We start from the raw sequence: 20,543 nt of genomic DNA, 5'->3' as shown, positions 1-20,543 counted from the left end.
TATTTATAAAATGGGAGCAGAAGGAGCCAAAGACAAAGAATGAATTTGAAGAAGAAATTATCCATACTTACCGCTTTAGCTGTATTCCAAGCGTTTGCAGCGATTCCAGCGAATGCACTAGCAGCCGATCAAAGTGATACAACAACAACAAATACAGCCAATGTTAAATCCGTGGAGGTTGTGAAGAAAGAACAAACGATCGCGGAATCGGATGTAAAGTCCGGGTCAGATTCAAAACAGTCTGATAATAATGCAGTCGAAGGAACAAACCCGGTAACAGATGAACCTACAGGTACAGATGTTACTCCGGTTGACCCTAATACAGACCCTGCTGATGAAGAGGATGCAGGCGAGGAAACAACAGTTCCAACGGCTCCAGTTGAAGTTGAGCAACCATCTACAAGCGGTCAATCTATAGCCGGAAGTAAGGGCGGAGATCTGACACTTTATATGAACAGCAACAAAATGGTGCAAGACGGCAAAACATATCTTGCCGGACAGCCGATGGCTGTTAAAAATGGAGTATCTTATGTAGCGATCCGCGCACTGGTTGATCGGGTTGGTTATGAAGTGAAATATGACAATACAACCAAAGAAACCATTATTATTAGCGGCGAAGATGAACTTCGCTTCAAAACGAATAGTAGCGTTTACACCGTTAACGGTGAATCGAGAACGATGAAAGGCCCTGCCTATCAACAAAAAAATACGTTCATGGTGCCACTGACGTCGATTACTCAGGCACTTAACATTACTTATAAAGTTAATCAGTCTGCCAAGACTGTTATACTGAACCTGAATTCCAAACCGGTAGCCAGCTTCACGGTACAAAAAGAGATTTTTGCAGGAGACACGGTAACATACAACACTAAATCGAGCTCTCCCAAGGGACTGGACATCGTGGATGAGCGTTGGACTGGCCGTCAGGATTCGTTTGACCAACCAGGTACATATACGGTAACGTATGCTGTCCAGGATTCGAGCGGACAATGGAGTGCCCCGTACGCTGTAAAGATTCAGGTACAAAAACTAAATCTTCCTCCTGTAGCGATGTTTACGACAGACAAGGAAGAGTACAAAATGGGTGAAAAGATCACGTACATTGATCAAAGCACCGATGATGAAAATGCCATTGTGAAAACTGAATGGGAAAACAATGCTCTGGCATTCTTTGTTCCTGGACCTAAGAGTGTAACAATTACCGTTACGGACAAACATGGTGCTAGTAACAGCTATACCAAGACGGTTAACATCACAGGTGAAACGCTGTACACCATGTCTGATTTTAATCAGTTGTTTACACCAGTAGGTGAGAAGTTCAGCTTCGATGGTAGTGGGGTACCATCGATGGAGAAAATACCTTTCACTTATTACGACGAGCCAAGTTTGCTGATTCGTAGTAACAGCCCGGAAACCGTTAATACAGAAGGTATTGTTTATAAGGAATCTTCCTTTGGACAAACACGTTTCATGATTCACCATGTAAACAACACAGGTAAAAGCGTGAAAATGTATGTTGTTGCGACAAACAACAATGCGTATACAGCATCCATTGAACAGCAAAACATGGGTTTTGCAGGTCCATCACCAATAGCAACTGCGGCAGGTAAACTGTCCATTGATCGCTGGTTCAAGTCCATACAGAACGGTACAGGACAAAAGAAAGTGTACATCCAGCCTGGAGAGAGCAAGCTAATTCTGACCGATTTGAGTGTTCTTCCTATGAAACAGGGTCAAGTCATCTCCTTGTACTCGGATGTCTTCAGCGATTATGAACTGGATTACAACGTTATCATGATTGAAGAAAGCAAAGATCCGATGGCTGTATGGTCCACACTGCCTGTTCTGGATCGTGACGGTGTGCATAACCGGGGAACATACCCGAATGCAACCCGTATCATTACGTATGACCAAGAAGTAGGTTCGAAGCCTGCTCGTTTGCCGCTGGGGGATAATGCAAGTGACCCGAATTTGGTCGGGACAGATCCAATGGCGTACACAGATGCTTCCAACGCGGGTAACTTTGGCGTGCTGTACAAAATCACACTGAACAATGTGGCTCCACGCACATTGATCTCGTTCAACCCACGTGGTGGTAAATACTCGGGTGTAGCGCTCGTTAATGGAGAACTTGTTCAGATTTCGAACGGCAAATCCGTAAGCGCACCAAATGAACAAAGTGTACTCTATCGTACAGGTTCCTATGGTCAAAGTGTAACGATTCTGTTCTCCGCAGCACCGGGAAGTAATTTGCCGGTTAACCTGCTGTTCACACCTCTTCCGACAGAGAAGTAATTGTTTCACCTTTCACCAGGAACGGACGGTTTGGAGTGAAAGCTTATATGCTATAAATCCTGTCACCCCAAAAGTCGCCCGAAGGATTAAACATCTGAACCGTCAGAAAAGGACTCCATGTTCATGGGGTCCTTTTTAATTGTGACTGAAGCAGCGGCGGGCTCAGGTTCGTTCGTTGACTATGAACTTCATTTAAGGCATTATTAGTAGTATATAAATCAAGCATAAGTATCAGCATTTGCATAATTTGATTCCATAGGCTCACGGGTACAATACCTAGACGAATCAAACCATTTCGAACTAAGTATTGCTGAAAGGAATTCGCTCTTTGGATTTATGCAGAATGCTCGAATGACAGGAGGTGCATTAGATCATGCTGTCGACAGAACAGATTATTACTACCATGTCCTCGCAGGGGCTCCGCATTACGGATCAGCGGAAGACACTGGCCCGGTTATTTGCTGAATCCCCTGGGTATTTGACACCCAAGGACGTCTATGAATATATGGGTAAGACTTACAGCGGACTGAGTTTTGACACGGTGTACCGGAATTTGCGTGTCATGCAAGAATTGGGTGTGCTGGAGCAGGTCATCTTTGAAGATGGGGTGAAGTTCAGAGCACATTGCAGCGAGGATCACCATCACCATCATATGATTTGTCTGAAATGCCAGAAGACATATCCGATCGTTTTTTGCCCAATGCAGCTTGCAGATGCGCCTGAGCAATTCCAAGTTGTCGATCATAAATTTGAAGTTTTCGGTTACTGTAAGGACTGTGCCGAACATGTGCCAGCCAAAGTGTCATCCGGACATCAGCACACTCACGGGAAGCACTGACGATGAAGTTATCTCGCAGACTGGTTCAGGCTCCCATTCGGGTGTATCGCAGCTATATCTCTCCATTGAAGCCGCCAACGTGTCGTTTCTATCCTACTTGCTCGGCTTACGCGATGGAGGCGATTGAGGTGCACGGTGCGTTCAAAGGATCGCTGCTTGCGGCAAAACGTATTGCGAAATGCCATCCGTTTCATCCAGGCGGAGTGGATCTGGTACCACCGAAGGCTGAAAAGTCTGTCATGGTATCCGATTAACGATCTAATGGTCGTTTTTTGCCGGTTTGAGTTGATTTAAGATTGCTGTCCACTTGACAAAGGAGGCAGTATTTCAGTATATTTTTGGTATAATGATTTCCAGTGAAGGGATAAGTACAGACACACCGCCAGTGCAGAGAGCCGGATGAGCTGAGAACCGGTCTGGGAGGAGGATGGAATATGGTCCCGGAGGAACCTCTTTCGAGCGTGCAGACGTTGATTAGAACGGCTGTCGTAAGGCTGAGGCGTGATCCAGCGTTAATGGGCGGTCGAAGGACCGGCAGAGCCTGTGGTTTGTGAAAAGCACGGGGAATTTGGGTGGTAACACGTGAGAGCAACTCTCGTCCCATACAGGGACGGGAGTTTTTTGTGTTCTTTTTTAGACAAATGCAATGAAAAAGCACGACTATATGAAGGAGGAGAAGTCATCTATGGCTGATCAAAAAACATTTTATCTGACAACACCGATTTATTATCCGAGTGACAAACTGCATATCGGGCATGCGTACACGACCGTGGCGGGTGATGCCATGGTTCGTTACAAACGTCTGCGTGGTTATGCTGTTCGTTATTTAACAGGAACCGATGAACACGGACAGAAGATTGAACGCAAGGCACAGGAGAAAGGACAGTCACCGCAGGCTTTTGTAGACGACATCGTGGTTGGCATCAAGGAACTGTGGAACAAACTGGACATTTCCAATGACGACTTCATTCGTACGACGGAAGAGCGCCACAAAACAGTGGTTCAGGATATCTTTGACCGTTTGTTGAAACAAGGGGATATCTACAAGGGTGAGTACGAAGGCTGGTACAGTATCCCGGATGAGACCTATTACACGGAAACCCAGCTGGTTGATGTGGAGAAGAATGACAAAGGCGAGATTATCTCGGCTAAAAGTCCGGATAGCGGGCATCCGGTGGAGCTGGTAAAAGAAGAATCCTACTTCTTCCGGATGAGTAAGTATGCTGATCGTTTGCTGAAATATTACGAAGAGAATCCGGGTTTTATTCAACCGGAGTCCCGCAAAAATGAAATGATCAACAACTTCATCAAGCCAGGTCTGGAAGATTTGGCCGTATCTCGGACTACTTTCGAATGGGGCGTCAAAGTTAAAGGCGATCCGAAACACGTTGTATACGTATGGATTGATGCGTTGTCTAACTATATTACAGCTCTGGGCTATGGATCATCCGACGAATCGCTTTACAACAAATTCTGGCCTGCGGACGTGCATCTGGTAGGGAAAGAAATTGTTCGATTCCATACGATTTACTGGCCGATTATGCTGATGGCGTTGGACCTACCTTTACCGAAGAAAGTATTCGCTCACGGTTGGCTGTTGATGAAAGACGGCAAAATGTCCAAATCAAAGGGTAATGTCGTTGACCCGGTAACCTTGATTGACCGATATGGTCTGGATGCACTGCGTTATTACCTGCTCCGTGAAGTTCCATTTGGTTCAGATGGTACATTTACTCCAGAAAGCTTTGTAGAACGTGTGAACTCCGACCTGGCAAATGACCTTGGAAACCTGTTGAACCGTACGGTAGCCATGGTGGACAAATATTTCGAAGGCAAAGCCCCTGAGTTTACTTCTGGTGTGACCGAATTTGATGCATCTCTTGAAGAAGCGGGTCTTGCTGCCGTGGAGAAAGTGGAGCAGGCAATGGAAAATCTGCAATTTTCCGTAGCGTTGACAGCGATCAGTCAGTTTGTTAGCCGCAGTAACAAATACATTGACGAGACTCAGCCTTGGGCTCTGGCTCGTGATGAAGCGAAACGCAACGAACTGGCATCGGTAATGTCGCATCTGATTGAAAGCTTGCGGATTGCTTCCATCCTCTTGCAACCGTTCCTAACACGTGCTCCGCGCAAAATCTGGGAACAACTCGGCATTCAGGAAGGTGAACTGACGACTTGGGATTCAGCGAAGCAATGGGGCGTTATTCCGGCTGGCAACGCTTTGCAGAAGGGTGATCCGATCTTCCCACGTCTGGACTCTGAACAGGAGATTGCTTATATTGCTGAAGCGATGACTGGAGGCAAAAAAGCTGAAGCGCAGCCTGAGGCAGCTCAAGCTGATGCTGGAGGCTCTTCTGAAGCCGCTCAACCCGTCTCAGCACCAGAAGGCAAAGAAGAGATCGGTATTGATGATTTCGCCAAAGTGGAATTGCGTGTCGCTCAAGTTATTGCCTGTGAACCGGTCAAGAAAGCCGATAAATTGCTGAAGTTGCAGCTGGATCTGGGCTATGAGCAACGTCAGGTTGTATCGGGAATCGCGAAGTTTTATTCACCTGAAGATATGGTTGGACGCAAAGTCATCTGTGTTACGAACCTCAAGCCTGTGAAATTGCGCGGTGAACTGTCCCAGGGCATGATCCTGGCAGCATCCCATGGCGACCAGCTTACACTGGCAACGGTACCGGATAATATGCCTAATGGCGCACAAGTGAAATAGGACTTTGACCGTGTAACCAAGGATTTGATTTATATAGTTGTAATAGAAGGTGGCTCGATGAGAATCGGGTCACTTTTTATTTTGGGATGAAATCGGATCTGATGCGAAGAAAACAAGCATATACTGTTATGAACTCCGTGCTCAAGGAAAGAATGAATAGGACAGAGCGGCTTGACAAGTTCGAGCAGGTTACCTATAATTCTTTCAGTAATGTTTACGATTAAGAGATGCGGAGTGAATACTAGTGAAACTTTATAATGGAAGAAATCTAGACCAGGTAAACCAGACTCTAGCGACAGGTAGAAGAAGGCATATTAAATTGTTGCTAAGCGGTCTGCTTGTTCTTAGTTTACTCATATTGTCGGCATGCGGTCAGAATAATTCGGAGAGTGCCAAGCTGGTGGAAGGCAAAGTGAATGTGATTACGAGCTTCTATCCTGTCTATGCGTTTACTTCGACAATTGGTGGGGAAGATGCAAATGTCATTAATTTGCTGCCAACAGGTGTTGAACCACATGACTGGACGCCGAAGAGTCAAGATATTGTGAATACATCCAAAGCGCAGTTGTTTCTATACAATGGTGCAGGTCTGGAAGGATGGGTACCCAACTTCCTGAAGTCACTGAATAGCGATACCAAGGTGAAGTCAGTTGCAGTAAGTGAAGGGGTTACTCTATTGACTGCTGAAGGTGATGATGGACACGGTCATGGTGAAGAACAGGTGGATGAACATAGCGACGAACATGCAGATGAAGCTAACGCAGAGGACATTGCGAACCATCATGTGGACCCTCATACGTGGGTAAGTCCAAAATCGGCAATGGTAATGGCTGAGAATATTAAAAACAGCCTGGTTGAAGTAGACCCTGCACATAAAGAAGGATATGAACAACGCTACGAAGAGCTGCGGACCAAGCTGGAAACGTTGGATCAGCACTTTACGGATGAATTGTCCAACGTACCCAATAAGGAAATTGTCGTATCACACCAAGCCTTTGGGTATCTTGCACGTGATTATGGGTTGACCCAGCATGCTATTATGGGACTTTCTCCAGATGCGGAACCCACAGGTCAAGATATTGTGAAGTTGGCCAAGTTGGTGAAGGATGAAGGGATTAAATACATTTTCTTCGAAGAGCTGGTATCTGATAAACTGGCGAAAACCCTCGCCAATGAAGCGGGTGTAGAGACAATGGTCCTGAATCCGGTAGAAGGTTTAACCAAAGAACAGGCTACCAACGGGGATGATTATTTCACCCTGATGGAGAAAAATTTGCAAAATCTGCTGATCGCATTAAAATAAGATAGACTGAAGGATTCGTTTGCAATCCTTATATATAATGAAGGGCGGCTTTGCCATGCAGCAAATCATGCCATTGTGTCATGATCCAATTATAGAGATCGATAAATTATCATTTTCCTACGGCGACCAGAGAGTGATCGAAAATCTCGATTTTATGGTCCAGGAAAGGGATTTTGTCGGTATTATCGGTTCAAACGGGGCGGGCAAAACGACATTGCTGCGAATGCTGGTTGGACTCTTGCCTCCAGCTGAGGGAGATATCAAGCTATTCGGACAGTCGATCCGCCGATTCAAGGATTGGGAACGGATTGGATATGTTCCGCAGAAGAATGCATTTAACCCATTGTTCCCTGCAACGGTACGGGAAGTCGTGATGTCTGGATTGTACAACAACAAGAATATGTTCCGCCGAATGTCCCGTAAATGTCAGCAGCAGTGCACAGATGCTATGCAAGTGATGCGGATTGAGGATTTGGCGAACAAACGGATCGGACAACTGTCCGGTGGACAGCAACAGCGTGTGTTTTTGGCACGGGCGCTTATTAATCATCCTGATCTGCTGATTCTGGATGAACCGACGGTAGGTATCGATGCCGAATCCCAGGCCAGCTTTTTTGAACTCATTACCCATATGCATGAACATCACCGGATGACATTCCTGATGGTTTCACATGATATGGACCGGATGGAGAGTTATCTCGGTTCCAAAGCTGCGGTGACGAACGGAAAAATTCATTTCCATGTCCGTCATTCCCATGAGGTGGAAGATTGTGCCGAGACTAATTTGCAGCATACCACCACCCAGGTACGTTAGAAGCGAGTGCAACCAGATTAGAGCAAGGCCGAAGGAGTCGTGTGTGTTTTGGAAATTTTAATGAGTGATTTTTTTCAGCGGGCGCTGGCGGGGGGATTGCTGATCGGCATCACCGCTCCGTTGATCGGATTGTTTTTGGTGCTGCGCCGTTTATCCATGATCGGGGATACCCTGTCTCATGTTACTATTGCCGGGGTTGCACTCGGATTCCTGATTGAAGTGTATCCGATTGCGGTGGGGCTTATTTTCGCCGTGCTCGCATCATTTGCAATAGAGAAACTGCGTAAGGCGTACAAGAGTTACGCCGAGTTATCGATCGCGATCATCATGTCCGGTGGAGTAGCGCTGGCTTCGTTGTTCTTCACGCTGGGCAAAGGTTATAATACAGATGTTATGAGTTACCTGTTCGGCAGTATTTATACACTGGACTCCACGGATTTGAAGCTGGTTGGTGTGGTAACGTTGATCGTGGTCGTCGTTGTAGCACTGTTACATAAGGAGTTTTTCCTACTCAGCTTTGAAGAGGATGCCGCAGCGGTTACCGGATTGCCTGTGAAATTGCTTAACATGCTGATTACGGTGATGACAGCCCTTGTCATTAGTACGGCGATCAAAATCGTGGGCGCATTGCTGGTATCGGCATTGCTTACCATTCCGGTAGCTGTAAGCTTGCTGATGGCACGAAGTTTCAAATCGGCGATTATATTATCCGTGGTCATTGGCGAAATTGCCGTGGTCATTGGACTGGTTGTGGCCGGGATCTGGAACCTTGCACCAGGAGCAACAATTGTACTTTTGCTTATCATGATGCTGATTCTTACGATGATTGGAAAAAAAGGGTTCCGAGCCTGAGTCTGAACGTGAGCAAGTGAGCCCCCAGGGAAGGGAGATATCCGCTTCATGCCTGATGTTAATGTGTGGCTGGCTTTTGTAGCAGGATTAGCTTCGTTTATATCGCCATGCTGTCTTCCGCTGTATCCATCGTATCTTTCCTATATTACGGGGATGACGGTACAACGGTTGAAGGATGAGCGCAATCAGCGTGAAGTTCGCTTCAAGACATTGACTCATACGCTGGCGTTTATTTTGGGCTTCTCGGCTGTGTTTTATTCGCTCGGACTGGGAGCCGGATTGTTTGGCCAATTTTTCAATGATAACCGTGATCTCATTCGTCAATTATCCGCGATCTTGATTATGTTAATGGGTTTATTTTTGCTTGGTTTGTTCAAACCTCAGTTTCTGATGAAAGAGCGTAAGATGGACATGAAATGGAAACCAGCGGGTTACTTGGGCTCCTTTATTTTTGGTATTGGTTTTTCGGCAGGTTGGTCGCCTTGTATTGGACCAATTTTGACTGCCATCATCGCGATGGCTGCGAGCGAACCAACAACCTGGTTGGCTTTGATTACGGGATACACAGCTGGATTTGCGTTACCGTTCTTCATTCTGGCTTTTTTCATCGGTTCTACACGATGGATCTTGCGTTATTCCAATATCATGATGAAAGCCGGGGGCGCATTAATGTTGTTCCTCGGGGTGCTGTTATTTACGGATCAGATGACGAAAATTACGATCTGGCTACAGCAAATTACACCAGACTGGATGATTATCTAGCGCAGCAACGAGGGTGTTTGTTTTACTCGAAGGTTATTTTAAATAAGAACAAAGCAGGCTACATGGAAACCAGAACGATTCTGGACTCATGTAACCTGCTTTTTTAATCAATAGCTCTTAATAAAAGTGTCTGGTCAACGCTTAGGTGAAGTAATCAATATTGGCCAGTGGGAAATGCTCAAAAATGCGCTCGGTAATAAACTCGCGCAAGGCATCCTGCTGATCATCCTTATACACATATTTGTACTGGCCCCAGCGGCCCCATTTCATTTTCCGCTTTTCGATATCCATCTCCAGCTTGGTTTTGGGGTATCGCTTCTCAATGGTGGCTTTTGCCGTTTTGGTAAAACGGTGCTGGATCATCTCAAAGGTTAGATCCTTGGTCGCTTCTTCGGGAAGTGTATCGGCAAGTTTTTGTAAAAGCTCGCTATATCCTTCTTCCCATCCGTCGTACCACATAATTGGGGCAATAATGAATCCGAGCGGATATCCCGCATGAGCTATTTTACCTGCGGCTTCAATTCGCTCTTCAAACCGTGAGGTGGCTGGTTCAAAATTTTTGATTACATAATCGGAATTTACGCTAAATCGGATACGAGTGTGTCCGTTATGCTTGATGTTTAATAAAGGATCAACATGATGGTATTTGGTCACAAAGCGAAGTCGCCCGTGTTCCTCATCCGCCATAAAACGAATTAGGTCACCGAGATTTCCCGTTATATGCTCCAGACCTACGGGATCAGATGTACAGGCTGCTTCAAAACGGGTAAGTTCAGGTGCGCGCTCCTCAATGTATCCCTTGGCGGCCTGAATGATTTCTTCGGTGTTTACATAGACACGGACATAGGGCTTGGCCCCAAGAGTCGTTTGAAGATAACAATAATGACAGTGGCCCATACAGCCTGTTGAGATGGGAATGGCATATTCGGCCGAAGGCTTCGATTGGTCAAACTTGAGTGTTTTACGCACACCGACGACAAGGGTACGCTTCGCCATTCGGTACTTTTCCTGTTCCGTTTCACCAGGGAGATTGGTAATTCGATTATGGGATGTCGTCATCTGATATGGGATATCCCTAGAGGTAACCCATTCCATAATTCGTTTACCTTTCTCATATTCCAGCGCACCGGGTTCAAAATACACCAAATCGGGAATAAAGGGTTTAGTGCCTTTTGCTTTGCGAACGGGTGGATGCGCTACACTTGTACTCACGAAATCACTCCTTTCAATACGGAACCTTGCTTAGTTTGCCTCGTTTCGGGATAAGTCACCCTTGCCAATACTTGCGTAATGGTGAAGGAAATCGAGCCCTGAGGAGTGTTTTATGGACTGTAAATAGTGAATGAATTGTGCAGGACTTGCCAATGCGTATTGATAACATGTATCATTATAAGATAGTGACCAGGCAAGAATATTGCCGGTCAGAGAGAAGAGAGGGAAGCAGATGCCAACGCCCAGTATGGAAGATTATTTGGAGCGTATATACAAATTAATTGATGAAAAGGGCTATGCTCGTGTGTCTGATATAGCTGAAGGTTTGGAAGTACATCCTTCATCGGTGACGAAGATGATCCAAAAGCTGGACAAAGACGAGTACCTGATCTATGAGAAGTACCGCGGGCTGGTGCTTACGCCAAAAGGCAAAAAGATGGGCAAACGGTTGATGGAGCGCCATCATCTGCTTGAACAATTTTTGACGACGATTGGTGTTCAGGAAGAAAATATTTACCAGGATGTTGAAGGGATAGAACACCATTTGAGTTGGGATTCCATTACCTGCATCGAATCTTTGGTTGAATATTTCCGCCAGGATGAGAATCGACTGCGTGATCTTAAAAGTATTCAGGATGTCATGAGCAATACAGAATCTTAAGGTTTTAAAGCCAGACTCACCTGAAAAATTACAATGAATATCCATTCAAAATCAGAGGATGCACCTGCCGCTAAAACGGTAGGAAGCGTCCTTTTGCTTTTTTTTGACCAAAATTTGGCGTTTATTCGCAACTTAACAATCATTAGGAGCGTCTATTAAACTAGCAGAATTTGCCGCGAATTTATAATTATTATGGAGGATTGCACTGATGAAGCTTCGTAAAGGATTGATCCTGCTGCTCATTTTTGTTCTGGGTTTACAAACATCAGGACTGACGGCGCAGGCAGCTAGTCAAAAGGAAATTGTTATTTATTTGGATGGTCAGCGTTTGGAGTCGGATGTATCACCTTACATTTTGCCCAAAGTAAATGTAACGATGGTCCCTCTGCGTGTTATTAGCGAAGGACTGGGTGCATCTGTACTTTGGTCACAGGCTACCCGCACAGTTACAATCAAGAAGTCCGATTCAGTCATTACGATGACAAGTGGACGCCAGCAGGCAACGGTGGATAGTACCGTGGTTGATCTTGATGCATCAGTAGAACTGAAACAAGGCCGCGTCATGGTACCGATTCGATTTGTCAGTGAGAACTTGGGAATCCAGGTCACCTGGAACCAGTCTGAGCAGACGATTAATCTGGCCACAGGCAATGCTCCCAATCCTACTCCAGTGACACCAGCAGAGCCTGGAGGCACGGGAACTACGCCAAATACGGATGAGATGCGAGGAGCCTGGATTTCGACTGTAAATGGAGACTGGCCTTCATCTAGTGCCAAAGGGAATGTAGAAAAACAAAAGTTGGAGTTCATTCAGCAGCTTGATACGTTGAAGGATATGGGGATCAATGCCGTATTTGTTCAAGTGCGAGCCAATGGGGATGCGATCTATCCATCAGGTCTTGTACCGTGGAATAGCGTGCTGACAGGTACACAGGGGAAAGATCCCGGGTATGATCCACTTGCATTTATGATCGAGGAAGCTCACAAGCGTGGTCTTGAGTTCCATGCTTGGTTCAACCCGTTCCGGGCTACTAACTCCGCAACGACAACCGGTCTTGCTGCCAATCATGTATCCAAGCTTCACCCGGACTGGATTGTTAACGCATCAGGCAAACTGTATATTAATCCAGGCATTCCGGAAGCGAGACAGCATATTATTGATTCCATCATGGAAGTGGTTAATCAGTATGATGTTGATGGCGTACATTTGGATGATTACTTCTATCCTTCCAATGTAACGTTTAATGATGATGCGGCTTTCAAAGCTTACAACACATTGAATACGAGTGACCGTGCAGAATGGCGCCGGGACAACATCAATGAATTCGTCAAGCAGCTCGGAGAGAGCATCCACAAGATGAAAGCTGGCGTTCAATATGGCATTAGCCCATTTGGCGTATGGCGTAACAAATCGGTTGATATGACAGGTTCTGACACAAAAGCCGGAGTAACCGCTTATGACAGCATGAATGCAGATGTGCGGACTTGGATCAAGCAGGAGTGGATTGACTATGTTGCACCCCAAGTGTACTGGAGCATGACACTAAGTGCAGCACGATATGACAAGGTGGTTGACTGGTGGGCCAATGAAGTGGCAAATACCGATGTGAAATTGTATATTGGTCACTCTCCTTATAAGCTGGGCACACCGGAAATCGGGTGGCAGACATCCCAGGAGATTATTGATCAGCTTATATATAATGAGAAATATGATACGGTGAAAGGGGATATTTTCTTCAGCTCACAGTACCTGACGAAAAATCCGCTCGGACTGATCGCCAAATTAAAAGCCTATTATGGACTGTAAAACATTTTAACGTAATATGACCAACCCCTGTTCTCATACAGTGGCAGTAGTAGCATGGACTGCCTGGAGAACGGGGGTTTTATTGTGTTGATTAATGGAGTATTTGAAGGTGGCGGCGTAAAGGGAATTTCGCTTGCCGGCGCCGTAAAGGGTGCAGAAGATCACGGTGTTGAATTCAATCGCGTAGCGGGCACGTCCTCGGGTTCCATCGTAGCTGCTTTGCTGGCGGCTGGCTATTCGGCGGAAGAGATGAAAGGCATTATCGAGAATACGCCGTTTGCTTCGTTACTGCGACGTTCCCCCATATTTGATACCAAGTGGATCGGACCCGCAGCGAGGCTATTTTTAAAGAAAGGGCTATATTCTGGGGAAGCGCTGGAATGCTGGATAGGGGATATGCTGAAAAAAAAGGGAGTTCGGACGTTTGCTGATCTGCCTCCAGGTAAGTTGCTAATCATTGCATCCGACATTTCCAACGGCACTATTTTGGTGCTTCCAGACGATATCAAACGATTCGGAATTGACCCTTCCAAACTGGAAGTAGCCAAGGCTGTACGTATGAGCTGCAGTATCCCCTATTTCTTCGACCCGGTTGCCATTCGCAGATCCCCGATCCTGTCCAAAGGATTACGTTTTGCGGACCAGTTTGTTTACATCGTCGATGGAGCATTGCTGAGCAATTTTCCGCTCTGGCTGTTTGATGGAGAGCGTACAGAACGTGGAGGAGATCTCATCCCTGTAGTCGGTTTTAAAATGGTTGGCAAAACCGAAGGAGAGCCAGCTAGAATCAGAGGACCTCTAAGTATGCTTCAGGCATTGGTTGAAACGATGCTAACTGCTCATGATGAGCGATATATCGAACAGGTTAATCGATTCCGTACTGTGAAAATTCCTACCCTTGGAATTAAACCGACAGAATTTCACCTTTCCGTACAGGACAGTACAGCATTATATCAATCTGGGGTCACCGCCGGGACTGAATTTTTCAGCGGATGGAATACCAAGATATATGGTGAGCAGCTGGACAAACAGAGACGAGAACTGAGAAAAAAACAAGCGGAAACACCACCGCTGACTCCTGTATAAAAATGAAAAAGCAATTCTCCGCATGTTTGGAGAATTGCTTTTCTGTGTGTTTCGCCGATATCAGCGCTTTAGTGATACTTAGGTACGTCTTCATCACTTTTACCCTTTTGACCCTGAATCACTTGGAAAGGATAATCCTTGCGTTTTTTGGAAGAACCGCTACTTTTTCGGGCACCAGACTGTGCATTAACTTTAGCCATGGTTTTAGCCGATGGTTTAATCTTCGGTGATGATGTCTTGCGTGCCCAACGGCGGGGCGGATATTTATAGAGCAGGAACACAACTCCGAACACGACGAGGGGGATGATAATTTGGGATAAACCTCCACTTCCCAGCCTAGTCAAGATTCCAATAGCAGCGAGTGCGATGAACGTCCAAAATATGATTGCCTGCTTCTTCATATCATTCACCCTTTCACAGGATCAAGTGTTGCAACAGGAACTTCCGACGTAGCCGATACGTTTGCGAGTTTGGCATCCAATTCACGCATACGGTTAAACGAAGCAATGGATACTTCTACCTGTTCATTCGTTGGCTCTTTGGTTGTCAACAATTGCAGCCACAGCCCCGGGTATCCGAGATAACGAAGTACAGGGATGTCACGTACCGAGTTGGTCATCTTCAACAATTCGAATGAAATACCGAGTACTACTGGCAACAACAGCAACCGCTGACCCATACGTTCCCAAAGGTTATCGTATGTGAAGAGCGAGTACAAAAATATGCCGATAATGACAGTCAACATAATAAAACTGCTTCCGCAACGATAATGCAGACGGCTATACTTCTGCACATTCTCTGGTGTAAGCTCTTCTCCGGCTTCATGAGCACTAATGACTTTATGTTCTGCACCATGGTATTGGAACAGACGTTTAATCATCGGTGTCTGGGAGATCAGCCAAAGATAGGCAAGCAACAGAATCAGCTTAATTCCGCCTTCCAGTAAATTATGCAAAAACTGATTGTCGAATGCATTTTTGAACAGAAAATTCTCAATAACAACCGGCAACAATGTAAGCACAATTTTACCAAAGAGGAACGAAAGGATAGCTACTGCGGTAACGCCGATAATCATGCTAAGGCTCCAACCTGAGCCTTCTTTTTCTTTTTGCTTTGCTTTTTCTTCTGGTTCCAGTTCATCATCAGCATATGCGTCAGCAGAATAATTGAGATGTTTGCTTCCTTTGACGCTCGAATCTATAATGCTGACAATCCCGCGCAGTAGTGGAATCCGCCGCAATTTCATGACCCAGGACTTGTCTTGCTTGGGAACTTCCAGATACGTAATTTCGCCGTCTTTTCTTCGCACAGCTGTAACGTTGACATGTTTACCGCCGAACATTACGCCCTCAATGACAGCTTGCCCCCCGTAGCTGACAGGCTTGGATTGTTGAGGCAAATTATTCACCTTCCTATTCTGTTCTATACCTTCATGGTCGAAGGCAGTTTAATAACCCTATTGTATCGAATTTTGAGAGCAATTTCTAGTTTACGAGTCGATCTAAGGGCGATGTTGTTAACATTGTCCTGATTTGTACATACTACCCGGTAGAGTTAGGACGAAAATGGAGATTTATTCGCAGTTTTGCAAACTGAACGTGAAGGAGAATATCGATGACAGAGCATACGAGTGAACGCACATCCCATAAGGAAAATCAGCGTGCTGACAAAGGAGAGCAGAAGGACCGGGGTAGACGTCCTACCCAGCGACAAGACCAGGCACATTATTTTACCAAGCCGTTCCCTTTTGCAGTGGAGCTAGGTTTTTTCGCAGGTTTTATCTGGGGAGGTTTGCATTGGCTGTTCTATCTGCTTCATTTTACGATTGTGCCATTGGGATTTTTGGCTGAACCGTTTTTTAAACATAATTTTATCTATACTGCAGCAGGGCATTTGACCGGCTGGCTGTTCTTTATTGTTTTTTCGGTTCTCGCTTCCCTGATTTACACGTTCACTTTGAAAAAATGGGAAGGCCCGCTTCCAGGCATGGGTTACGGGATTTTTTGGTGGCTCATTATCTTTGTCCTAGTAGGTCCAAAACTGGATATGGTGAAGCCCTTAAACCGTTTAACATGGGATTCAATCATTACAGAAATTTGTTTCTTTTTGCTGTGGGGACTGTTTATTGGCTACACAGTAGCCATGGAGTTCACCGATGAACGGAAACGTGAGCCAGAGCAAGCGGGAGCATAGCCGCAAAAAAGCTTCTCAATCCGGCAATGGCTGTGTTAAAATAGCAGATGGTTATTTGCAGAAAGGGTGGAGCAGCTATGAAACGGATTGTTGTAATCAATGGCCCGAACCTGAACATGCTCGGAGTACGTGAACCCGGCATCTATGGAACGCTTAGTCTGAAGGATATTGAGGATAAAATTCGCAGACAGGCGGAGGAGCTGGGCGTCTCCATCGCTTTTTATCAATCCAATCACGAAGGGGACATCATTGATCGAATTCATGCAGCGATGGGCGATGCAGACGGAATCATGCTGAATGCCGGAGCGCTGACCCATTACAGCTATGCTGTGCGTGATGCCATCAATGCCGTAAAAGTTCCTACAGTAGAAGTACATCTATCCAACATTCATGCACGCGAAGCGTTCAGACATCATTCAGTAATTGCTGCCGAAACAATCGGACAGATTGCCGGATTTGGCGAAGTAAGCTACGAACTGGGGCTGCTGGCTCTTGTGCGTCATCTGAACAAACAAACCTGAGCCGGGGACCCGGGAATGTGAGAGAAAGAAGGGTTACCGATGGAAAACAAACGAGTAAATAAGTTGCGTGAGGCCATGCATGAACATGAACTCACGGCTATGCTGATTACAAATCCGATTAACCGGCGTTACATGACGGGCTTTACAGGTTCAGCAGGATATGTGCTGATTACGGAACAGGAAGCGTATTTGCTTACCGATTTCCGTTACATGACACAGGCGCCGCAACAAGCCAAAGGATTCACCGTTGTGGAACATGGACCTAAACCGTTGGAATCCGTACGTGAATTGCTTGCATCGGCGAATATCAAACAGGTTGGCTTTGAGCAGGATCATGTCACTTATGGCACACATACTGCTTATGCTGAAGCACTTCAGTCTATTGAATTGAAAGCTGTATCCGGTATAGTGGAGCAACTTCGCATGTTCAAGGACGAAGATGAGATCGCTGTAATGCAAAGAGCTGCGGATCTGGCAGATGCAACATTCAGTCACGTTTTGCAATTTGCAAAACCGGGTATGACTGAACGTGAAGTAGATTTGGAGATGGAGTTTTTCATGCGCAAACATGGAGCAACTTCCTCTTCGTTCGATACCATTGTGGCATCGGGTGAACGTTCTGCTATGCCTCACGGTGTAGCAAGTGGCAAAGTCATCGGACAAAATGAGTTAATTACATTTGACTTTGGTGCGCTTTTGGATGGATACTGTTCAGATCTGACACGTACCATCGCAACGGGCACACCTGTACCTGAACTGCGTAAAATTTACGATATCGTACTGGAAGCCCAGTTACATACGCTGGCGAACCTGAAACCGGGCATGACCGGACGGGAAGCAGATTCATTGGCACGTGATATCATTGCAGGGCACGGGTACGGAGAGCAATTCGGACACAGCACGGGTCACGGTCTGGGTATGGAAGTCCATGAGGCTCCTCGTTTGTCCAAGCTTAGCGACGATGTATTGAAACCGGGCATGGTGGTAACCGTTGAACCGGGTATCTACATTGACGGCCTTGGCGGCGTGCGTATCGAGGATGACGTGGTGATTACCGAGACAGGTATTCACATTTTGACGAATTCGGACAAGAAGTTCACCGTAATTGGCTAAATTACAGCCAACGGTGATATAAGACGATTTTTAATTTATGCTTTTGAATGAAGTAAACATGGAATTATACAATAACGAAGAGGGCAGAAAAAACCTGAAGAAGCGAAGTGCTCGCCTTTATCCCCGGATTTCTCCCTATTAGGATAGGGATTAAAAGAAATCTGGGGATAACAGCGATCGGAAGGTTGTTTTGCCATCGTAGTGGTCTGTGTAATATGACAGTTTGACTTGTTCAAACTTAAATTAACCCATCGTCTTATATCACCTACTTTTCAACCATATCAGGAGGGATTTTTTGTGATTTCAGTAAACGATTTTAAAACAGGCTTGACCGTACAAGTGGACAACGACATTTTCACTGTAATTGATTTCCAACATGTTAAACCAGGTAAAGGCGCTGCCTTCGTACGTTCCAAACTGAAAAACCTGCGCAACGGTAACACCGTTGAGAAAACATTCCGTGCAGGTGAAACCATTGGCCGTGCCATCATCGAAAACCGTGGCGTATCCTACCTGTATGCTAGTGGTACAGAGCACACGTTCATGGACAACGAAACATATGATCAGTTCACACTGACAAGTGACCAGTTGGAGTGGGAATTGAACTTCCTCAAAGAAAACATGAACGTAAAAATCGTTAGCTACCAAGGTGAAATCCTCGGAATCGACTTGCCTACAAGCGTTGAGTTGAAAGTTATCGAGACAGAGCCAAGCGTAAAAGGTAACACAGCACAAGGTGCTACTAAAAACGCAAAAGTTGAAACAGGCTTGAATGTACAAGTGCCATTGTTCATCAACGAAGGCGATGTTCTGTTGATCGATACTCGTGAAGGTAAATACTCTTCCCGCGCGTAACGTTCACATGGTGTAAGCTAAATAATGCGTTAATTCAACCCTTTGCCATTTCTATGGCAAAGGGTTTTTTCGAAAAAAGATTAGCCTATCAGACGCTTTCGTAATATACTGGGTTAAAGTCATTTTTCGGAGAGAATAATGACGGTGGACATCAATTATGCATACTGCACAAGGTAGGGAGTGGATTTGCGTTGTCATTGTACGTCATGAAATTTGGGGGCAGCTCGGTCGGAGATACAGAGCGCATGAAGCGTGTAGCCGGACGTGTTGTAGAAAAAGCGGATGAAGGACATCAGTGTGTAGTCGTGGTTTCGGCCATGGGGGATACCACGGATGATCTGATTGATCAGGCGAAACAGCTGAACAGTGAACTGCCTGCACGTGAGATGGATATGCTTTTGACTACGGGAGAACAGATCTCGATTTCATTGTTATCCATGGCGATTCAGGCGCTGGGACGCAAAGCCATCTCATTTACAGGCTGGCAAGCGGGATTCCGGACAGAGGCGGTACACGGCAAAGCGCGGATTAACGATATTCATCCGGAACGGGTGAATCAGGCGTTGGCAGAAGGCAACATTGTAATCGTTGCTGGTTTCCAGGGAATGACGGAAGAAGGCGAGATTACGACGCTTGGCCGCGGCGGATCTGATACAACGGCAGTAGCCTTGGCAGCAGCCATCAAGGCTGACGCTTGCGAGATTTACACGGATGTAGACGGGATCTATTCCACCGATCCGCGTATCGTGAAGGTTGCACGCAAGCTTAAGGAAATTTCGTATGACGAGATGCTGGAACTGGCCAATCTGGGAGCAGCGGTATTGCATCCGCGTGCAGTTGAATACGCGAAGCATTCCGGTGTGCCTTTGATTGTAAGATCCAGCTTTAACCATAATGAAGGAACGGTTGTGAAGGAGGAAGCAACAATGGAACAAGGCGTGGTAGTTAGTGGAATTGCCTATGACAAAAATGTGGCTCGCATCAGTATTCTGGGTGTACCAGACGTACCGGGGGTTCTCGCTGAAGTATTTGGTGCCCTTGCATCAGAACAGCTGGATGTTGACATTATCGTTCAGAGCGGTGTGATGGACGGTAAAGCAGACTTCTCGTTCTCTGTTGCGCTGACTGATCGGGAGAACGCACTGCGTGTCATTGAAGCACTTCATAGCCGCCTGCCTTACCGTGAAGTTACTTCCGAAGAAAACCTTGTTAAAGTCTCGATCGTTGGTGCAGGCATGGTTAGCCATCCGGGTGTTGCTGCGAAGATGTTCAAAGTCATCTCGGGCGAAGGCGTTAGCATTAAGATGGTCAGCACTTCCGAAATCAAGGTATCTTGTGTAATTGATGGAGAGAAGCTTCATGACGTAATTAAGGCGTTGCATACAGCATATGATTTGGATACGGCTGAGCAGGCCGTAATTGGCGGACCGCAAGTTCGCAGATAAAAAGCGGAAATTGTTAAGACACACCAAAGGTGTACTGTGTATTCCCATTCGGGATCGCAGTACACCTTTT

19 protein-coding genes are annotated in these 20,543 nt (G+C 46.0%); 16 read left to right on the top strand and 3 right to left on the bottom strand.

Going from position 1 to position 20,543, the window contains the following annotated elements:
* Positions 1 to 39: 39 nt before the first annotated feature.
* The 8 genes from BLS14_RS11055 (at position 40) to BLS14_RS11020 (ending at position 9,580) form a co-directional block, all read left to right on the top strand.
* Positions 40 to 2,295 (top strand): stalk domain-containing protein, encoded by a 2,256-nt coding sequence (locus BLS14_RS11055; RefSeq protein WP_090951530.1) that lies wholly within the window; start codon positions 40 to 42, stop codon positions 2,293 to 2,295.
* Between the two features lie 373 nt (positions 2,296 to 2,668).
* Positions 2,669 to 3,133 (top strand): Fur family transcriptional regulator, encoded by a 465-nt coding sequence (locus BLS14_RS11050; protein ID WP_063565677.1) that lies wholly within the window; start codon positions 2,669 to 2,671, stop codon positions 3,131 to 3,133.
* Between the two features lie 2 nt (positions 3,134 to 3,135).
* The gene (gene yidD / locus BLS14_RS11045) at positions 3,136 to 3,387 is read left to right on the top strand and encodes a membrane protein insertion efficiency factor YidD (protein ID WP_024631022.1); all 252 of its coding nucleotides are present in this window, start codon (positions 3,136 to 3,138) and stop codon (positions 3,385 to 3,387) included.
* Positions 3,388 to 3,779: 392 nt separating this feature from the next.
* Positions 3,780 to 5,849, top strand: a complete 2,070-nt coding sequence (gene metG, locus BLS14_RS11040) for a methionine--tRNA ligase (protein WP_256336360.1) — start codon at positions 3,780 to 3,782, stop codon at positions 5,847 to 5,849.
* A 313-nt stretch (positions 5,850 to 6,162) separates the two neighbouring features.
* Positions 6,163 to 7,152: a metal ABC transporter solute-binding protein, Zn/Mn family gene (locus BLS14_RS11035; RefSeq protein ID WP_064636712.1), complete on the top strand. Its 990-nt coding sequence runs from the start codon at positions 6,163 to 6,165 to the stop codon at positions 7,150 to 7,152.
* A 37-nt stretch (positions 7,153 to 7,189) separates the two neighbouring features.
* Positions 7,190 to 7,966, top strand: a complete 777-nt coding sequence (locus BLS14_RS11030) for a metal ABC transporter ATP-binding protein (RefSeq protein WP_256336359.1) — start codon at positions 7,190 to 7,192, stop codon at positions 7,964 to 7,966.
* Between the two features lie 48 nt (positions 7,967 to 8,014).
* Positions 8,015 to 8,818, top strand: coding sequence for a metal ABC transporter permease (locus tag BLS14_RS11025; RefSeq protein ID WP_063565681.1), 804 nt, complete (start codon positions 8,015 to 8,017; stop codon positions 8,816 to 8,818).
* Between the two features lie 48 nt (positions 8,819 to 8,866).
* Positions 8,867 to 9,580, top strand: a complete 714-nt coding sequence (locus BLS14_RS11020) for a cytochrome c biogenesis CcdA family protein (RefSeq protein ID WP_024631017.1) — start codon at positions 8,867 to 8,869, stop codon at positions 9,578 to 9,580.
* Positions 9,581 to 9,721: 141 nt separating this feature from the next.
* On the opposite strand, the gene splB is transcribed toward BLS14_RS11020, so the two are convergent.
* Positions 9,722 to 10,792, bottom strand: coding sequence for a spore photoproduct lyase (gene splB, locus BLS14_RS11015; protein WP_063565682.1), 1,071 nt, complete (start codon positions 10,790 to 10,792; stop codon positions 9,722 to 9,724).
* Positions 10,793 to 11,024: 232 nt separating this feature from the next.
* Between splB and mntR the strand changes: the two genes are divergently transcribed.
* From mntR to BLS14_RS11000, 3 genes are all read left to right on the top strand, one after another.
* Positions 11,025 to 11,453 (top strand): transcriptional regulator MntR, encoded by a 429-nt coding sequence (gene mntR, locus BLS14_RS11010; RefSeq protein WP_063565683.1) that lies wholly within the window; start codon positions 11,025 to 11,027, stop codon positions 11,451 to 11,453.
* A 208-nt stretch (positions 11,454 to 11,661) separates the two neighbouring features.
* Positions 11,662 to 13,260 (top strand): family 10 glycosylhydrolase, encoded by a 1,599-nt coding sequence (locus BLS14_RS11005; protein ID WP_063565684.1) that lies wholly within the window; start codon positions 11,662 to 11,664, stop codon positions 13,258 to 13,260.
* Positions 13,261 to 13,344: 84 nt separating this feature from the next.
* A complete protein-coding gene (locus BLS14_RS11000; protein ID WP_090810697.1) occupies positions 13,345 to 14,346 on the top strand; it encodes a patatin-like phospholipase family protein in 1,002 nt (333 codons plus the stop codon).
* A gap of 68 nt (positions 14,347 to 14,414) precedes the next feature.
* Here the strand turns inward: BLS14_RS11000 and BLS14_RS10995 are convergent, their stop codons facing one another.
* Both BLS14_RS10995 and BLS14_RS10990 read right to left on the bottom strand, forming a co-directional pair.
* Positions 14,415 to 14,747: a hypothetical protein gene (locus tag BLS14_RS10995; RefSeq protein ID WP_063565686.1), complete on the bottom strand. Its 333-nt coding sequence runs from the start codon at positions 14,745 to 14,747 to the stop codon at positions 14,415 to 14,417.
* A gap of 5 nt (positions 14,748 to 14,752) precedes the next feature.
* Positions 14,753 to 15,745, bottom strand: coding sequence for a DUF1385 domain-containing protein (locus BLS14_RS10990; RefSeq protein ID WP_063565687.1), 993 nt, complete (start codon positions 15,743 to 15,745; stop codon positions 14,753 to 14,755).
* A gap of 215 nt (positions 15,746 to 15,960) precedes the next feature.
* Between BLS14_RS10990 and BLS14_RS10985 the strand changes: the two genes are divergently transcribed.
* The 5 genes from BLS14_RS10985 to BLS14_RS10965 all read left to right on the top strand — a co-directional run bounded on the left by BLS14_RS10985 (position 15,961) and on the right by BLS14_RS10965 (position 20,473).
* Positions 15,961 to 16,539 carry a YqhR family membrane protein gene (locus BLS14_RS10985; protein ID WP_063565688.1) on the top strand — a complete coding sequence of 193 codons (579 nt, stop codon included), beginning with the start codon at positions 15,961 to 15,963 and terminating at the stop codon, positions 16,537 to 16,539.
* 77 nt (positions 16,540 to 16,616) lie between these two features.
* Positions 16,617 to 17,060 carry a type II 3-dehydroquinate dehydratase gene (gene aroQ / locus BLS14_RS10980; protein ID WP_063565689.1) on the top strand — a complete coding sequence of 148 codons (444 nt, stop codon included), beginning with the start codon at positions 16,617 to 16,619 and terminating at the stop codon, positions 17,058 to 17,060.
* Between the two features lie 39 nt (positions 17,061 to 17,099).
* Positions 17,100 to 18,173: a M24 family metallopeptidase gene (locus BLS14_RS10975; RefSeq protein WP_090951524.1), complete on the top strand. Its 1,074-nt coding sequence runs from the start codon at positions 17,100 to 17,102 to the stop codon at positions 18,171 to 18,173.
* Between the two features lie 297 nt (positions 18,174 to 18,470).
* Positions 18,471 to 19,028: an elongation factor P gene (gene efp / locus BLS14_RS10970; protein ID WP_053784402.1), complete on the top strand. Its 558-nt coding sequence runs from the start codon at positions 18,471 to 18,473 to the stop codon at positions 19,026 to 19,028.
* A 191-nt stretch (positions 19,029 to 19,219) separates the two neighbouring features.
* Complete coding sequence (locus BLS14_RS10965; RefSeq protein ID WP_063565691.1) at positions 19,220 to 20,473, top strand: aspartate kinase; 1,254 nt, start codon at positions 19,220 to 19,222, stop codon at positions 20,471 to 20,473.
* Positions 20,474 to 20,543 lie beyond the last annotated feature (70 nt).

The organism is Paenibacillus sp. OK060, assembly GCF_900101205.1.
GTDB classification, from domain to species: Bacteria; Bacillota; Bacilli; order Paenibacillales; family Paenibacillaceae; genus Paenibacillus; species Paenibacillus marchantiae.
This window is presented reverse-complemented; position numbering and strand designations above follow the sequence as displayed.

What these genes read in the sequence shown, in the direction of transcription:
- aroQ (WP_063565689.1), top strand. Translation starts at nt 16,617, where the DNA reads ATGAAACGGATTGTTGTAATCAATGGCCCGAACCTGAACATGCTCGGA.
- BLS14_RS11020 (WP_024631017.1), top strand. Translation starts at nt 8,867, where the DNA reads ATGCCTGATGTTAATGTGTGGCTGGCTTTTGTAGCAGGATTAGCTTCG.
- BLS14_RS11030 (WP_256336359.1), top strand. Translation starts at nt 7,190, where the DNA reads ATGAAGGGCGGCTTTGCCATGCAGCAAATCATGCCATTGTGTCATGAT.
- yidD (WP_024631022.1), top strand. Translation starts at nt 3,136, where the DNA reads ATGAAGTTATCTCGCAGACTGGTTCAGGCTCCCATTCGGGTGTATCGC.
- BLS14_RS11050 (WP_063565677.1), top strand. Translation starts at nt 2,669, where the DNA reads ATGCTGTCGACAGAACAGATTATTACTACCATGTCCTCGCAGGGGCTC.
- BLS14_RS10995 (WP_063565686.1), bottom strand. Translation starts at nt 14,747, where the DNA reads ATGAAGAAGCAGGCAATCATATTTTGGACGTTCATCGCACTCGCTGCT.
- BLS14_RS10985 (WP_063565688.1), top strand. Translation starts at nt 15,961, where the DNA reads ATGACAGAGCATACGAGTGAACGCACATCCCATAAGGAAAATCAGCGT.
- mntR (WP_063565683.1), top strand. Translation starts at nt 11,025, where the DNA reads ATGCCAACGCCCAGTATGGAAGATTATTTGGAGCGTATATACAAATTA.
- metG (WP_256336360.1), top strand. Translation starts at nt 3,780, where the DNA reads ATGAAAAAGCACGACTATATGAAGGAGGAGAAGTCATCTATGGCTGAT.
- BLS14_RS11005 (WP_063565684.1), top strand. Translation starts at nt 11,662, where the DNA reads ATGAAGCTTCGTAAAGGATTGATCCTGCTGCTCATTTTTGTTCTGGGT.
- BLS14_RS11055 (WP_090951530.1), top strand. Translation starts at nt 40, where the DNA reads ATGAATTTGAAGAAGAAATTATCCATACTTACCGCTTTAGCTGTATTC.
- BLS14_RS10975 (WP_090951524.1), top strand. Translation starts at nt 17,100, where the DNA reads ATGGAAAACAAACGAGTAAATAAGTTGCGTGAGGCCATGCATGAACAT.